Origin of the sequence: Dendronalium phyllosphericum CENA369 (assembly GCF_016056275.1) — a bacterium.
GTDB lineage: Bacteria > Cyanobacteriota > Cyanobacteriia > Cyanobacteriales > Nostocaceae > Dendronalium > Dendronalium phyllosphericum.
This window is the reverse complement of sequence record NZ_JAECZA010000338.1, coordinates 16,245-32,950: the sequence shown is the minus strand read 5'-3', so window position 1 is coordinate 32,950 and position 16,706 is coordinate 16,245. Positions and strand designations below refer to the sequence as shown.

General features: G+C 43.8%; 14 protein-coding genes and 1 pseudogene. 13 read left to right on the top strand and 2 right to left on the bottom strand.

Annotation, left to right across the window (positions count from 1 at the left end; translation table 11 throughout):
* Positions 1-62 precede the first annotated feature (62 nt).
* From I8752_RS36850 to I8752_RS36805, 10 genes and pseudogenes are all read left to right on the top strand, one after another.
* A pseudogene (locus tag I8752_RS36850) lies at positions 63-3,335 on the top strand (phycobilisome rod-core linker polypeptide); the annotation flags it as partial.
* Between the two features lie 324 nt (positions 3,336-3,659).
* Complete coding sequence (gene apcA / locus I8752_RS36845; RefSeq protein WP_214437071.1) at positions 3,660-4,145, top strand: globin family protein; 486 nt, start codon at positions 3,660-3,662, stop codon at positions 4,143-4,145.
* A gap of 62 nt (positions 4,146-4,207) precedes the next feature.
* Complete coding sequence (gene apcB / locus I8752_RS36840) at positions 4,208-4,696, top strand: allophycocyanin subunit beta (protein ID WP_214437070.1); 489 nt, start codon at positions 4,208-4,210, stop codon at positions 4,694-4,696.
* Positions 4,697-4,934: 238 nt separating this feature from the next.
* Positions 4,935-5,141 (top strand): phycobilisome linker polypeptide, encoded by a 207-nt coding sequence (locus tag I8752_RS36835; protein ID WP_214437069.1) that lies wholly within the window; start codon positions 4,935-4,937, stop codon positions 5,139-5,141.
* A 272-nt stretch (positions 5,142-5,413) separates the two neighbouring features.
* A protein-coding gene (gene prfB, locus I8752_RS36830; RefSeq protein WP_214437068.1) for a peptide chain release factor 2 occupies positions 5,414-6,536 on the top strand; the annotation gives its coding sequence in 2 pieces (ribosomal slippage) (positions 5,414-5,485 and positions 5,487-6,536; 1,122 coding nt in all).
* A gap of 141 nt (positions 6,537-6,677) precedes the next feature.
* Positions 6,678-6,833, top strand: coding sequence for a DUF3285 domain-containing protein (locus I8752_RS36825; protein WP_214437067.1), 156 nt, complete (start codon positions 6,678-6,680; stop codon positions 6,831-6,833).
* Between the two features lie 36 nt (positions 6,834-6,869).
* A complete protein-coding gene (ybeY, locus tag I8752_RS36820) occupies positions 6,870-7,391 on the top strand; it encodes an rRNA maturation RNase YbeY (protein WP_214437066.1) in 522 nt (173 codons plus the stop codon).
* Between the two features lie 120 nt (positions 7,392-7,511).
* The gene (locus I8752_RS36815; protein ID WP_214437065.1) at positions 7,512-7,964 is read left to right on the top strand and encodes a diacylglycerol kinase family protein; all 453 of its coding nucleotides are present in this window, start codon (positions 7,512-7,514) and stop codon (positions 7,962-7,964) included.
* Between the two features lie 113 nt (positions 7,965-8,077).
* Complete coding sequence (locus I8752_RS36810; RefSeq protein ID WP_214437064.1) at positions 8,078-8,677, top strand: anthranilate synthase component II; 600 nt, start codon at positions 8,078-8,080, stop codon at positions 8,675-8,677.
* A 3-nt stretch (positions 8,678-8,680) separates the two neighbouring features.
* Positions 8,681-9,448 (top strand): MBL fold metallo-hydrolase, encoded by a 768-nt coding sequence (locus I8752_RS36805; protein WP_214437063.1) that lies wholly within the window; start codon positions 8,681-8,683, stop codon positions 9,446-9,448.
* A 276-nt stretch (positions 9,449-9,724) separates the two neighbouring features.
* Here I8752_RS36805 and I8752_RS36800 read toward each other — a convergent pair whose 3' ends face one another.
* Positions 9,725-10,957, bottom strand: coding sequence for an FG-GAP repeat domain-containing protein (locus tag I8752_RS36800; RefSeq protein ID WP_214437062.1), 1,233 nt, complete (start codon positions 10,955-10,957; stop codon positions 9,725-9,727).
* A gap of 635 nt (positions 10,958-11,592) precedes the next feature.
* Here I8752_RS36800 and I8752_RS36795 point away from each other — a divergent pair.
* Complete coding sequence (locus I8752_RS36795; protein WP_214437061.1) at positions 11,593-12,873, top strand: FAD-dependent hydroxylase; 1,281 nt, start codon at positions 11,593-11,595, stop codon at positions 12,871-12,873.
* The gene (locus tag I8752_RS36790; protein WP_318780955.1) at positions 12,873-13,211 is read left to right on the top strand and encodes a UbiD family decarboxylase domain-containing protein; all 339 of its coding nucleotides are present in this window, start codon (positions 12,873-12,875) and stop codon (positions 13,209-13,211) included. Before I8752_RS36795 ends, I8752_RS36790 begins: the two co-directional genes overlap by 1 nt.
* Here I8752_RS36790 and I8752_RS36785 read toward each other — a convergent pair.
* A complete protein-coding gene (locus I8752_RS36785) occupies positions 13,152-13,727 on the bottom strand; it encodes a PadR family transcriptional regulator (protein WP_214437059.1) in 576 nt (191 codons plus the stop codon). The genes I8752_RS36790 and I8752_RS36785 overlap by 60 nt on opposite strands.
* Positions 13,728-14,276: 549 nt before the next feature.
* Between I8752_RS36785 and I8752_RS36780 the strand changes: the two genes are divergently transcribed.
* Positions 14,277-16,469: a lytic transglycosylase domain-containing protein gene (locus I8752_RS36780; RefSeq protein WP_214437058.1), complete on the top strand. Its 2,193-nt coding sequence runs from the start codon at positions 14,277-14,279 to the stop codon at positions 16,467-16,469.
* Positions 16,470-16,706 lie beyond the last annotated feature (237 nt).

The following is a 16,706-nucleotide window of genomic DNA, read 5'->3' as shown; positions in this document are numbered from 1 at the left end:
CAAGCCTCAGAGCAACCCAGACTTAACACATAAATGATTATGATGGGAGTTTTACAAATCCGATGAGTGTTAAGGCAAGTGGTGGAAGCTCAGTTGCGCGTCCGCAACTATATCAAACCCTAGCTGTGGCGACAATTACCCAAGCGGAACAGCAAGACCGCTTTTTGGGAACTGGCGAACTGAATGAACTGGCAAGCTATTTTGCATCTGGTGCAAAGCGTCTAGAAATTGCCCAGATACTCACGGAAAATTCCGAGATTATCGTATCTCGTGCTGCCAACCGGATTTTCGTCGGTGGTTCGCCAATGGCTTTTTTAGAAAAGCCCAGAGAAGCAGAATTGGCAATGGCAAGTGCCCGCAGCAATGACAATGCTCAAGAAGGGATGAGACTGGGAACTGTAACCTACGTTGAAAGTCGTGGTGGGTTCTTTGAAGGTTTACGCTCAATCTTTAACTCATCCCCCAGCGGCCCTGTGCCTCCAGGCTTTAGACCAATTAACGTCGCTCGTTATGGCCCAAGCAACATGGCCAAGAGCTTACGGGATTTATCCTGGTTCTTGCGCTATGCTACCTATGCGATCGTGGCTGGCGACCCCAACATCATTGCTGTGAATACACGGGGTTTACGGGAAATAATTGAAAATGCCTGTTCTGGCGAAGCAACAATAGTCGCTTTGCAAGAAATCAAAGCAGGTGCGCTTTCATTTTTCCGTCAGGATGCTGAAGCTACAGAAATTGTGGCTCAGTATATGAATGTCTTGCTGACAGAATTCGAGGCAGCTACACCTTCTAACAAACTACGTCAACGTCCTTCTAGCGACCAACAAGGCTTAGAACTGCCGCAGATTTACTTTAATGCGTCAGAACGTCGTCCGAAGTTTGTCATGAAGCCTGGATTATCAGCCAGTGAAAAAAATGAGGTAATCAAAGCAGCCTATCGGCAAATCTTTGAGCGCGATATTACTCGTGCTTACGGACAGTCGATATCTTACCTGGAATCTCAGGTGAAAAATGGCGACATCTCAATGAAAGAGTTTGTTCGCCGTCTGGCAAAATCTCCACTTTACCAAAAACAGTTTTACCAGCCTTTTATTAACAGCCGAGTTATCGAATTGGCTTTCCGTCATATTTTGGGACGGGGGCCAAGTAGCCGTGAAGAGGTACAAAAATACTTCTCAATTATTTCCAACGGTGGTCTAGCAGCTTTAGTAGATGCTTTGGTAGATTCAGAAGAATACAGCGACTACTTTGGCGAAGAAACAGTACCTTATTTGCGGGGTCTGGGTCAAGAAGCACAAGAATGTCGCAACTGGGGGCCGCAGCAAGACCTGTTTAACTACAGTGCGCCTTTCCGCAAAGTTCCTCAATTCATTACTACCTTTGCTGCTTACGAACAGCCGCTACCAGACCAACATCCCTATGGTTCTGGCAATGACCCCTTAGAAATTCAGTTTGGAGCGATTTTCCCGAAAGAAACTCGCAACCCCAATAGCAGTCCGGCTTTCTTTGGCAAAGATACCAAGCGCATCTTGATTCATCAAGGGCCTGGTATCAATAACCAAAATAGCAATCCCCAAGCGCGGGGTGTAGCACCTGGTACTTTGGGTGCCAAAGTATTCAAGTTGGATCAAATTCCAAGCACAGTAGGCAAAAAAGTTGGCAAAGGTTCCAGCATCAAATTTTCTGAAACTTCCACGCAAGCAGTGATTAAAGCAGCTTACCTGCAAGTTTTCGGTCGCGATGTCTACGACGGTCAACGCCAAAAAGTGCAAGAAATCAAGCTAGAAAACGGTCAACTTTCTGTAAAAGAGTTTATCCGCGCTTTAGCTAAGTCAGATGTTTTCCGCAAGACTTATTGGACATCTTTGTATGTCATGAAGGCGATCGAGTACATCCATCGGCGGTTATTAGGTCGTCCTACCTACGGTCGTCAGGAAACGAATAAGTACTTTGATATCGCTGCTAAACAAGGTTTCTATGCATTGATTGACGAAATCATCAACAGCGTAGAATACAACGAAGCATTTGGTGAAGATACAGTTCCCTACGAACGGTATCTGACTCCTGCTGGTGTGTCTCAAAGGTCGCTACGGGTTGGTAGTATTCGCGAAGATATCGCTCCTACAATCCAGAAGCAAGAAGCACCAAGATTTGTGGAACTGGGTACAGTTACTCAAACACGGACAGAACCTGATGTTCAAGCTCGAATCAATCAAGGTGTCTCGAAACAGCGCGAACAAACGAAAGTCTTCAAGTTGGTAGCTGGTATCAAAGACAAAGTCGCGGTACAAACTGTTATTAGTGCTGCCTACCGCCAGATTTTCGAGCGCGATATCGCACCCTACATCGCTTCTTCTGGAGAGTTCAAAGCTTTGGAAAGCAAGTTAGGGAATGGGGAAATTACTGTTAAAGAGTTCATTGAAGGTTTAGGTTATTCCAACCTTTACCGCAAAGAATTCTACACGCCTTACCCCAATACCAAGGTGATTGAACTAGGAACAAAACACTTCTTAGGAAGAGCACCTCTAGACCAAGCAGAAATCCGTAAATATAACCAAATTCTGGCGACTCAAGGTATTCGCGCCTTTATCAATGCGATAGTTAGTAGTCAGGAGTTTCTCCAAGTGTTTGGTGAAGATACGGTTCCTTACCGTCGCTTCCCGACCTTACCAGCGGCAAACTTCCCGAATACTGAGAAGTTGTACAACCAGCTGACCAAGCAAAATGATGATGTGGTTGTGCCTAGCTTTGAGACAGTCAAATCGCGCTTGGCGACTCCAGACGTGGCAGCAAAAGAATACAGCGAACCATTAACTGTGGGATTGGGTCGTTCCAGCAATTACGATGCTGCACATGTAGATGCAAGCCGCAGACAACCCGCACGTATCTACCGCTTGAGCGTTGGCGCTAACGAAACAGAAATCCAACAAGCGATCGATGCTACTTACTGTCAGGTATTGGATTTATTTGACGGTCAGGTTCCCGATAATTTCCGCTGTTCTGACTTAGACAGCAAATTGCAGAACAGAGAAATTTCCGTGCGCGAGTTTGTCCGCGAACTAGCTAGTTCGGAAATCTATCGCCAACGCTTCTGTACGCCCTATCCCAACACCAAAGTGATTGAGTTTTTATTCCGTCACCTGTTGGGACGCGCACCAGCAACTCAGGAGGAAATTCGCTCTTACAACGAGCAGTTGTCCATCCGTGGTTTGCGAGGTGCTGTAGAAGCAATTGTTGGTAGCCCAGAGTATATCCGTTACTTTGGCGAAGATGTAGTGCCTTACCAGCGCTTCCCATCGTTACCAGTAGGAAACTACCTTGGTAGCGTCCATGCTGGCGGCTAGGGATTAGAGACTAGGGATTGGGGACTAGGGACTAGGGACTGGGGATAGGGAGAGTTTTCCTAATACCCAGTACCCAATCCCCAATCTAAATCTGAAAAGGAATATTACAAAGTGTTAAGAGCAGTCATAAATGCTCAACAGAATGCCGGAAAATATACTGCGGAAGGTAGCTGAGTTTTAGAGCTTGCATTGACTCAAGCAGACCACTCAACTGTTGTCTCTCAAAATAGAGAACACAGAGCTACTCAAAACCAAATGCGAAGTCGCACCTGTTCAATCAAATTCTGGTTTCATTAGTTCTGGAGGAATCCATTAATGAGTATCGTCACGAAGTCCATCGTGAATGCTGATGCAGAAGCCCGCTACCTCAGCCCTGGCGAACTGGATCGGATTAAGAGCTTTGTTACAAGTGGTGAGCGTCGCGTCCGTATTGCTCAAGTTTTGACCGACAACCGCGAGCGAATTGTGAAGCAAGCTGGCGACCAAGTGTTCCAAAAGCGTCCTGATGTAGTATCTCCTGGTGGTAACGCTTACGGTCAAGAAATGACAGCTACTTGTCTGCGCGACCTAGACTATTACCTCCGCCTCGTTACCTACGGTATCGTTTCTGGTGATGTTACTCCCATCGAAGAAATTGGCGTTGTGGGCGCTCGTGAAATGTACAAGTCCCTCGGCACTCCTATCGATGGTATTACCGAAGGTATCCGTGGATTGAAGAATGTAGCAAGTGGCTTGCTGTCTGGCGAAGAAGCTGCTGAAGCTGGTAGCTACTTTGACTACCTAATTGGTGCTCTAAGCTAAAACTGTTTCCTCGGTACGAAACAAAAGTATTGCAATACGATTGGAAATAAGGAATTAACAACATGGCTCAAGACGCTATTACCTCTGTAATTAATTCTGCGGACGTTCAAGGTAAGTACCTCGATTCAACTGCTTTGTCTAAGTTGAAAGCTTACTTCTCTAGTGGCGAACTGCGCGTGCGTGCTGCTACCACAATCAGCGCTAACGCAGCTGCGATCGTTAAAGAAGCTGTAGCTAAGTCCTTACTGTACTCTGACATCACCCGTCCCGGCGGTAACATGTACACCACCCGTCGCTATGCTGCTTGCATCCGCGATTTGGACTACTACCTCCGCTATGCAACCTATGCTATGTTAGCTGGCGATCCTTCCATCCTGGATGAGCGCGTACTGAATGGCTTGAAGGAAACCTACAATTCTTTGGGTGTTCCCGTTGGTGCTACTGTACAAGCTATCCAATCAATCAAAGAAGTAACCGCTAGTTTGGTAGGCCCAGATGCTGGTAAGGAAATGGGCACTTACTTAGACTATATCTCCTCTGGCTTGAGCTAAGAGCTAGTTTGCACTTAAGAATTTAGGTGCGATATTAAGGTCTGGAAATCAGTCATGAGTGCTAGAAAGTTTTGTCGCTTATCTTGTTGAATAATCTCTGTGATGAGTGTTAGCGTTCTAGTATTGATGCTTGATTTCCAGCCTTGGAATGAATGATTTAAAGATTTGAGTAAAATAGATACTCCCATTTTTTTTGAAATAAAAAAGTTTTCACAATTACCATTAGGAGATTTAAGACATGGCGCGGTTTTTTAAAATTACTGCTTGTGTTCCCAGCCAAACCCGGATTCGTACCCAACGCGAACTGCAAAATACCTACTTTACCAAGCTTGTTCCCTATGAAAACTGGTTCCGCGAACAGCAACGGATTCAAAAAGCAGGTGGCAAAATCGTTAAGGTAGAACTAGCTACTGGTAAGCAAGGTGCTAATACTGGGTTGCTGTAATTCTTATATATAGACTGAACATTATTTTAGGGAGTTGCAAAGAGGTCGATGTTGACCTCTTTTTTATTAATATTTTTCAAAGTTAATATATGATTGATGTTTGTCGCTCATAGTCATAGTTTATCTACAACAACATCAAACTAAGGTAATTTGGGTAACTTATATAAGTGGTGGCAAGTGAATTTGCTCAACTACAGCTAAAATCAAGAAATCAAATAAAATAAACAACCAATCGTCAAATATCAAGAGCGCTCCATATTTAAGCAAGCACTATGGAAGTCCTAGAACTGAAACGCGAAATCGAAACATTGTCCGGTCGTCTGGGTAAAGCCCAGGACTATCTTTGACATACCTGCACTAACCGCCAAAATTCAAGACCTAGAACAAATAGCAGCCCAGCCAGAATTTTGGGAAGACCAAACTCAAGCCCAAGAAACGCTCTCAAAACTCAACGACCTAAAAGCCCATTTAGAACAATATCATCAGTGGCGAGCCAATCTAGAAGATACTAAGGCAGTTGTTGAACTGTTGGAGTTAGAAACTGACGAGGCACTATTGCAAGAAGCGGAATCTACTGTCACCAAACTCAATCGCGACCTCGACCAGTGGGAGTTACAACAGTTACTTTCTGGTCCCTACGACAGTGAAGGGGCAGTACTGACGATTAATGCTGGTGCTGGTGGTACAGATGCTCAAGATTGGGCATTTATGCTGCTGAGGATGTACACGCGTTGGGCAGAAGCCCACGGCTATAAGGCGAGTTTAGCCGAAGAGTCAGAGGGTGATGAAGCGGGAATTAAATCGGCAACTCTGGAAATTTCTGGTCGCTATGCCTATGGTTACTTGCGGTCAGAAACAGGCACACATCGCTTAGTGCGAATTTCACCTTTTAATGCTAACGGCAAGCGACAAACTAGCTTTGCTGGAGTGGAAGTGATGCCGCAATTAGATAACTCCGTGCAGTTGGAAATTCCAGAGAAGGATTTGGAAGTTACCACATCTAGGGCTGGTGGTAAAGGTGGGCAGAATGTCAACAAAGTAGAGACAGCAGTGCGAATTGTTCACATTCCCACTGGTATTGCCGTGCGTTGTACAGAAGAACGATCGCAACTACAAAATAAAGAGAAAGCTCTCGCCCGCCTTAAAGCCAAACTGCTAGTCATTGCTAGAGAACAAAAAGCTCAAGAAATTGCCCAAATTCGCGGCGATATGGTAGAAGCTTCTTGGGGCAATCAAATTCGTAACTATGTGTTTCACCCTTACCAAATGGTAAAGGATTTGCGTACCAATTCCGAAACAACTGCGATCGCTGATGTGATGAATGGCGACCTCGATCTCTTCATCCAAGCCTATCTTAGACAGGAAAACCAACTGGTAGAAAGCACTACTGTTTAATCGGGGATTGGGGAAAGGGAAAAGCAAAGAACTATCGCTTTACCCTTTTCCCTATCTTACATAGTCCCGATTCCTTATCCCCAGTCCCCAATCCTCAAAACTGTTACATTTATATGTAAAAGAGTTTGCGATCGAATCATTATGAGCAATTCTCCGGCAACAGAACCGAAACCAAGCTACGTGAAACTGGCCATGCGAAACATGGTGCGAAAGGGTGGTACTTCTTTAAAACATTTTGCCCTGACTGCTATAGGACTTTTAGTTGTCCTCGTGGGTCTTGCTTACCTAACTCGCTAACGAAACAACAACCACGCCTAGGAGAGTTTGCATCTGGTGCGAGTTGAATTAGATGTCCAGGATTTTTTTTACGAGTCCTCAAGTACAAATTCAAATCTTGGGGATACTGACGATCGAGTTACTCCTGAAACTTGGGAAAATTGGTTTTATCGCTGGTTGGAAATTCTCCAACCTCATCTTCCCCCAGCATCAAGTTATGAAATAGGGTTTCGCTTGACAGACGATGCCGACATTCAAGCCCTAAATGCTCAATATCGTCATCAAAATAAACCAACAGACGTTTTAGCCTTTGCGGCCTTAGAGGTAGACTTTCCTCATCCGGAAATATCTGCCGACCCTTTGTATTTAGGTGATATTGTCGTTTCAGTGAATACAGCACAACGTCAAGCTCAACAGCAAGAGCATAGCTTACCAACGGAGTTAGCTTGGTTAGCTGCTCATGGTTTATTACATTTGTTGGGCTGGGATCATCCAGATGAGGAAAGTTTAATGGAAATGCTAAAACAGCAAGTGATATTACTGGAGACGATAGGTATTGATGTTCACATAGAATATTAGATATCTTTATGTCTGTAAGTGTCTATAATACTTCTGTAGAAAATCTCTTCAAAGTTTATTGCACCATTAAAATCAGCGAAGATTCCATTTTATTTACTCTATTGTTATATTTTTAAGCTTATGTCGCAACAAGTTTCCCCTCCACCACAAACTAACCACTTACCAACACTTGTAAAAAAGGAACGGGAATCTTGGAAAGTTGCCTCTAATTTATTGGTTAGCTTTAAGTATGCTTGGGCTGGCATCACTTATAGTTTTCAAACTCAACGGAACTTTCGCATTCATGTATGTGTTGGTAGTTTAGCGATCGCTTTAAGTGTATTTTTACATTTGCAAGCAATTGAAGTAGCAGTTATTGGTATAACTAGTGGTTTAGTATTGGCATTGGAATTATTGAATACTGCGATCGAATCGCTTGTAGACTTAACAGTGAAGCAGACATATCATGATTTAGCAAAAATTGCCAAAGACTGTGCTGCTGGTGCTGTGCTGATTTCTGCTTTGGTAGCAGTTTTGGTTGCTGGTACGCTCTTACTACCTCCCCTGCTAGCCTTAATTATGTCAAACTTCTAAATTTCGTTGTTTAGTTCCCCTAGCTCAGTTTTTCAGATGATTTTTACAGCAATTAAAATCTGGTAATAAATAAGCAAAATAAAATAAGCGATCCAAACCAGGAGTTACAGACTGTGATTATAGTCATCGATAACTACGACAGCTTTACATATAATTTGGTGCAGTACTTGGGAGAACTAGCAGCAGAGTTCCCCGTGGCAAAGGATATTAGGGTTTTTCGCAACGACAAAATATCCATAGAGGAAATCCAAAAATTAAATCCGGATGTTCTAGTCATATCTCCCGGCCCTGGCCGTCCGGAAGATGCGGGAATCTGCTTAGATTTGATTAAACAACTAGGAGCTAACTTGCCAATTTTGGGTGTATGTTTGGGACATCAAAGCATTGGTCAAGTATTTGGTGGTAAAATCGTCTCTGCTCCAGAATTAATGCATGGTAAAACTTCTCAGGTGTCTCACACTGGTGTAGGTGTTTTTCAGGGATTAGAAAATCCCACGATCGCCACTAGATATCATAGTCTGGTTATCGATCGCCAAACTTGCCCTGAAGTGTTAGAAATTACCGCTTGGGTTGAAGACGGCACAATTATGGGAGTGCGACACCGGAACTATCCTCACATTCAAGGTGTCCAATTTCATCCAGAGAGTGTCCTGACATCTTCAGGTAAGCAGTTACTGCGAAATTTTCTGGAACAATTACAGTCGAGAGAGTGACTCATGAAACGACGACAATTGATGGGCTATGCTGGGGCGGGGTTAGTTACAGCTTTGCTTACTACCTTGGGTTCCGAATTTCAAGCTGACGCACAATCTAGCGGTTTATCAGTTCAGTGGTTGGGTCATACTTGCTTTCTGTTTACTGGTGGCGGGGCGAAAATTCTCGTGAACCCATTTCGGACAGTTGGCTGTACCGCTGGTTATCGTCCACCTCAAGTTGCAGCAGATTTAGTACTAATTAGCAGTCAATTGCTAGATGAAGGTGCAGTAGATCGACTACCAGGAAATCCAAAGCTAGTATACGCACCAGGAGCTTACGAGTTCCAAGGTATCAAATTTCAAGGAATTGCCATAGACCACGATCGCAAAGGTGGCAAGCAATTTGGCACAAATACTGCTTGGAGTTGGAAGCAAGCAGGTATTAATATTGTGCATTTAGGCGGTGCAGCAGCACCAATTTCCATTGAGCAAAAAATTCTTTTCGGACGGCCTGATGTGGCATTCATACCCGTAGGAGGTAGTGCCAAAGCTTACAATGCCCAAGAAGCTAAACAGGCAGTTGAGACATTAAATCCCAAACTGGTGATTCCCACACACTACCGTACCCAAGCTGCTGATACTGCCAAGTGCGATATCTCGCCCTTAGATGATTTTTTGACGTTAATGCAGGGCGTGACAGTACGTCGTAGTAATAGTGACACTATTACTATTAGCCCTAGTAATTTACCAGAAAATAGTGTGATTCAAGTTTTGAGTTACAAGTTTTAATCCTAAATAGGTTGCGATCGGATAACCTCAGTAGAGACATTGCATTGCAATGTCTCTACTCGTAAATTAACGTGAGTTCGATGAACCTCTCCCTCCCAACCTCCCTTTCCCACAGGGAAAGAGAGGAGCAACGAGAAATTAGGGTTTTGGCTCCCCTCTCCGTGTCGGAGCGAAAAGTCTGAGCGGAGGCTTCCTCCGATCAGAACTTTTCAAGACAGAGGGGTTGGGGGAGAGGTCAAAAAAGGGCTTGTCGAACTCACCTTAAATTATCTAGTCTTAAGCTGTGTACCACTCTGGGGTTAGCTGTTCTTCTGGAGCGACAGGAGTCTCAGCCGCTTTCGTCCCATCCATAGTCCAAATCTTATCTGCACCTGTTGTTTGATCGCGCCAGTAAATGTCGGTCTTGCCATCGTTGTTGAAATCACCCAAGGATGGTGTCAAGGCTGGATCGTTACTCGCTAGGAAGGCTTCAGAACTAACTGTTGTGCCATCCATTAACCAAGCAGTGTTTTCACCTGTTGTGTTATTGTGCCAGAAGATGTCAGTCTTGCCATCACCGTTAAAATCGCCAATTTTAGATGTCCAGTTAGCGTCAAGTGTCTTCAGAGCACCTTCTGTAACAAAAATGCCATTCATCGTCCAAATCTTATTCTCGCCTGTTGTCGCGTTTCTCCACAGAATGTCTGTTTGAAGGTCGCCGTTGAAATCGCCAAAGGTAGGAGTCCAAGCTGCATCTTGGGATTGTAGAGCAAACTCGCTCTTTTGCGTGCCATCCATGAACCAAACGCTATTCTCACCTGTTGTGGAATTGCGCCAGAAGATATCGCTCTTGCCGTTACCATCGAAATCAACAACTGTAGGAGTTAATGCTGGGTTTGTCGTGTCTAAAACAGTTGCATTTAAAACTGTTGTGCCATCCATTTCCCAAAGCGCATTTTCACCAGTTGTAGCATTATGCCAGAAGATATCGGTCTTGCGATCGCCGTTAAAATCCCCAATGCTAGAAGTCCAGCCTGGATCTACTTTGTCTAGAGGAGCAAAACTAGCAACGTTGGTTCCATCCATCAGCGCAATGTCATTCTCACCCGTCGTCTTATTGCGTAACAAGAAGTCGGTTTTACCATCGTTGTTGAAATCGGCAATGTTATAAGTCCAAGAAGATAAGTCATACGTACCTAAAGACTTCTGTTCCAGAACCTTTGTACCATCCATCAACCGAATTACAATCTCACCAGTTTGAGAATTGACCCAAACTTTGTCTGTTTTACCATCGCCATTAAAATCAGGACTAATCGCTGCACTGGTTATATAAGGATTAGGATTGGGATTAGCGCTTGCTGTTAAAGAGTTTGTGACTACATCTGCTGCTCGTAATGCTGATGAAGAACTGCGTCCTAATGAAGAAGCAGCTGAATCTTGCAAATCATTAGAATAATTGACCAAAGCCTTTGATTTTTCTAAAGATATATCAAATGAACTAGCTAGCGAAGAATTTTGATTGGCAGACATGATGTGTTTTTATGACTGGTTGTCATAAAAGTTTTAACTCTTATATAGAATATATTTCTGTAAAAGAATAACATTTCTGAGAGTTTTATTGTTTTTTTATGGACATTCTTTTTTTATAAAAGTCAGTATTTAAAAATATTTTTTATTTGTCTTTACTGATTCTTTTTTGAATCTAAATTTAGATATAATCGAGCTAAAAAAATTAGAAATATCAGAGTTTATAGATAAAAATGATTTTTATCTAGGTTTGATGAAAATATCAATATTTGATGAAATACTTTCAATTTTATAGCCGTCGCCAGTAGTGTTAGGACATCAACAGACGATCAAACCTAGACACAAAAAGACTTTTCACCCAGTCACCAGTCCCCAGCTATATTCAGTAGATTACAAAGTTCTCTGTTTAGGCTGGGTGTAGGGTGTAGGGTGTGGGGAAAGAATAGCCATGATTGACCTAATTAGCCTTTAATAACACCAACAATCCGCTCCTTTGTCACCTACACCCAACACCCAACACCCCACACCCTGTCTTCACGAAAAAGTTTTCGGTCTACCGATATTTGTCTCTACGGACTTGCTCCAAACAATGCGATCGCGTAAAAATAAGAGTTAGGATGGCTTAACTTATCTTCACAATGGCGCTAACGCAACTAACTCAAATTTCCCCTCTTCAAACCTCAACAGACAAACGGGGATATGATTATGATTTGGTCATTGTCGGTGGTGGAATTGTTGGGTTAACCCTAGCCTCGGCACTGAAAAATTCTGGTTTGAATATCCTGCTAATCGAAGCAAAAGTGGCATCGGCGGCGGTAGCGAAAGGGCAAGCTTATGCCATTCATATGCTTTCGGCGCTGATTTACCAAGGAATTGGAGTTTGGGACAAAATACTGCCGCAAATTGCCAAATACTGCCAAGTTCGGCTTTCGGATGCCGATTATCCCGATGTGGTGGAATTTCAGACAAGCGATTTAGGGACTCCAGAGTTAGGTTATGTAGCGGAACACCAAGCGCTATTACAGCCACTGCAAGAGTTTGTGCAAAATTGTCCCAATGTGACTTATTTCTGTCCGGCTGAAGTGGTAAAGACGCAGTATCAGCAAGACATGGTGGCAATAGATATTAAGATTGCCGAGCAGATATATACAGTCCGCAGTAAATTACTAGTAGCCGCAGATGGATCGCGATCGCCAATTCGTCAAGCTGCGGGTATTAAAACTCACGGCTGGAAATATTGGCAGTCATGCATTGTCGCTTTTGTGAAACCAGAAAAACCCCACAACAATACTGCTTACGAAAGATTTTGGACTAGCGGCCCGTTTGCGATTTTACCTTTGCCGGGGAACCGATGCCGAATTGTCTGGACAGCCCCCCACGCAGAAGCAAAAGCTTTGTGTGCTTTAGATGACGAGCAATTTTTAGCTGAATTAACTCGTCGTTATGGCAATCAGATGGGTAAATTGGAATTATTAGGCGATCGCTTTATTTTTCCAGTACAACTGATGCAAAGCGATCGTTATGTTCTTCCCCGGTTAGCATTAATAGGTGATGCGGCGCACAATTGCCATCCCGTCGGCGGCCAAGGTTTAAATTTGGGTATTCGGGATGCAGCGGCTTTAGCGCAAGTACTACAAAAAGCGCACGAGACGGGTGAAGATATAGGCAAGATTCAGACCCTCAAACGCTACGAACGCTGGCGCAAAAGCGAAAACCTGACAATTTTAGGTTTCACCGATTTGTTAGATCGAATGTTTTCTAACAACTTTTTACCATTTGTACTAGCTCGTCGCCTCGGTTTATGGTTTTTGCAGCGAGTACCTTTGTTAAAAATGTTTATGCTCAAACTAATGATTGGTTTGAAAGGGCGTACTCCCGAATTAGCGAAACTCGACATTATACCAATTCGTAATTCGTAATTCAGAAATTCCGGGTCTGGGTTTGGCTGACTTTAGCGGCTGACAAACCCTTACCAATCTCGATCGATATGGGATTAGACCCAGCTATCCATATCGAAGCGTGTTTTGAAGCATTGACAACACCCTTCGGCTTCGATGAGCTTTGTGTCGCTGGTGGTTTTCGCGGTAAGCCAGTCGAGCTAGTTGATTGTGTGAGTGTCAAGCAGCAAGCGATCGCTCCTTCAGGTTTATTAGTTACTAATTCTCAACTTAAGATTGATCGCCACCTCTTTTTCTTACTACTCTGCAAGAAACTTGTAAATCTCACGCTTTACCTGAACAAGCAGATCGCGTACTAGATTTGCTTGCTCCAAATTGCCACTTCGAGCAATTTGCGTGACTGCATCATTCAACTGGGTTAAAGTATGCCGCAATTCAATCAATTCAGAAGGCTTGTTTTCCCTAAAACTGTCATGAGTGTTTTTTGAATCAGCATGCTGGTTGCGATCGCTCAAGAATTGTCTACCACTTTCTGTAATTGTATAAACACGCTTGCCATCGACTTGTTCGCTGGTCAAATAACCGCCTTCTTCGAGCATCTGAAGTGTGGGATAGACTGAACCAGGACTAAGACGGTGAAAGCCGCCGCGACGGGTTTCTAGCTCTTTAATCAATTCATAGCCGTGCTGGGGACGCTCAGATAAAAGCCCAAGCAGCATAAATTTAATGTCTCCACGACGGGTGCGAGGCTCATCTGGCCAACCATCTCTAGGCGAACCTCTGCGTCCATGTCGCCCACTCATGAAAAATTGATTGCCAGATCCAACTTCTGCCCATGCTGGTACGAGATGATGTGGATGAAATTTTCTGAACATAATGTTTCTTTGTGTTTTTATGGTGTATCACGATATATCGTTATTGTAAATAGAATATATCGCGATATATCGTTTTGTGTCAACCATAAATTCTAAATACAGCCGTAGTCACAACCTTTAGGACATAATGACAAGCGTGAATGCTAGGAATAGTAATAGTTTTACCCCCTGCCTTGAAAAAGGGTGTAGGGGAGCCACTCCGGTCTTGGGGTTTCCCCAAGTGGAGGAAGTGGCGTTGTGGGGTGTAGGGTGTAGGGAATATTCCTTTTTCATGCATGGTGATGAAAATTTTTTCATCGGGACTGCCCCCTGCACCCTGCCTCTATGAGTATTTCTGAAAATTAAATGCGCTTTAGCTTAATTAGCTTAATATATATGTAACCTATGTAGTGATGACAGTTTTAGCAATTGTAAATTTAAGTGTCAATCGTTACTAGTCTTCTGGAATTGCAGACTGAGAACTAAAAATCAAAATTGAAGATTTGCGCTCCTGACGTTCAGGAATGCTAAAGTTTCAGGAAATTCATTGGAACTTTTCAGCGGGTATCGATGCTGAAGAAACTACAAAAAAAGCAAATTCCTCTCATCGTTGGTGCGGCGCTATTTGCCTTTTCAGCTGGGGCAATGGTGGCAGCACCACAGATAGGAAAATCTCTAGGACAATGGCTCAAACTCAGTAACAATCAAGTTGAGCAAACGTCTGATGCCAATAAAGCCAAATCAGCTGTGTTCCCACTCGTATCGCTATCGCCAGCGGAACGGGCGGACAAACTAGCAAACCTCGCCCAAAATGCTCCTTCGCCAGACCGAGAAAGGGCTAGATATCTATTGGCAAGTGATTACATTGAAAGAACGCAAGCGCAAAAGGCGCTGATTTTACTCAAAGGATTAGAGACTGATTATCCTGCCTTAGCGCCTTATATTTTGCTGAAACAAGCACAGGCAGAGGATTTGTTGGGCGAAGATGGCAAAGCCTCGGATCTCAGGCAAAAAGTGCTGAAACTGTATCCCAAAGAACCGGGCGCAGTCAAAGCAATGTATCTCATTGCCCAACCCAAGCTACAGCAGCAAGCGATCGCGCAATTTCCTTCCAATCCCCTGACTTGGGAAATCATACAAAAGTTGTTGCAAGAGAATCCCAATCAGCCGCAATTACAGTTAATCTTGGCAAAATATGCCTACAACCAAGCAGGCATAGTGGGCGTGTTAGATCGGCTAGTAAGCCAGCCCTCTCTCAAGCCCGAAGACTGGGAAATAGTTGGTACAGCCTATTGGGAAAATAATCAGTTTGCTAAAGCTGCGGATGCTTATGCCAAAGCAACTCAAACGCCCCGCAATCTCTACCGCCTTGGTCGAGGATTGCAGATAAATGGCAAAAACCGCTCAAAAGCGATCGCCACTTACAATCAACTGACCAAGCAATTTCCAGATGCCAAAGAAACGGGAACTGCCCTGCTAAGGCTGGCAGAAATGGCAAAAACACCTAAAGATGGCTTACCATACTTCGACCTAGTAATCAATAAATTTCCCGACCAAGCAAGTCAAGCACTGGCAGCAAAAGCCAAAATTCAGGAAGGACTCAAGGATGGAACGGCTAAACAAACTTGGGAATTACTCATAACCAAGTATGGAACCTCTGATGAAGCCGCAGAGTATCGGTGGAAAGTTGCCCAAGATAAAGCCAAAGCCAAAGATTACGTAGGAGCTTGGGAATGGGCGCAACCAATTACTACCAACAACCCTAACAGTATTTTGGCTCCGAGAGCAGGCTTTTGGGTTGGCAAATGGGCAAATGCTCTTGGCAAGCAACAAGAGGCGAAAACAGCTTTAGAGTATGTCATTAGCCAGTTTCCCTACTCTTACTATGCATGGCGAGCGGCAATTCTGTTAGGTCTGGATGTCGGCAACTTTAAAACCTTGCGGCAAATGAATCCAGAAATAGTTCCGAGGCTGCGTCCTATACCTACTGCTGGTTCCGAAACTTTCAAAGAATTGTACCTGCTAGGTCAAGACCGCGATGCTTGGCTGCAATGGGAGACAGAATTTAAAAATAAACAACAGCCCACTGTCGCAGAACAATTCACTGAAGGGTTGGTGCGGCTAGCCAAAGGAGAAAATCTATCGGGAATTGACATCATCTCTAAATTGGAAGACCGAGAAATTCCCCAGGAACAAGCTCAATATCAAGCTTTGAGCAAACAAATAACATACTGGCAAGCGCGCTATCCCTTTCCTTATCTTCCAGAAATTGAAAAGTGGTCGCAACAGCGTCAACTTAATCCTTTGTTAGTCACTGCCTTGATTCGTCAAGAGTCGCGGTTTGAAGCGAAAATCAAATCCGTTGTTGGTGCTACAGGTTTGATGCAGGTGATGCCAGATACAGCTAAATGGATAGCCCCACAAATTAAATTAGATAGTAAAACAATAAACCTGGAAAATCCCGACCAAAATATCATGTTGGGCACGTGGTATTTGGATCATACTCATCAGCAGTATGGAAATAATTCACTGCTGGCGATCGCAAGTTACAATGCCGGGCCGGGTAATGTTTCCAAATGGCTACAAACTCTATCTACAGAAGATCCAGATGAGTTTGTCGAACAAATTCCCTTTGATGAAACTAGAAATTACGTGCGGCAAGTATTTGGTAACTATTGGAATTATCTCAGACTTTACAACCCTGAAATTTCCCAAATAGTGGCAAAGTACTCCGCTGCACACCCACAGTTACCAACGCAGTAATGTTGCTGAATCAGGATAAAGACTGGAGGCTAGGCAGTATAGGCAAAAGATGGATTAAATAAAGGAATCGAGCGAGCGAGCGCTTTTTTGGCTGGGGCTGGGGGTGAAGCTAAACCCGTAGCCTAATTCGTTATTTTCACTTTCTAGTCACATTTACTTTCCAGAATAAAAATATTGGGTAAATTTAATCATCCCAAAGTGGCGATAGCTGCGTGAGCTTTCAACACTAACGAGGAA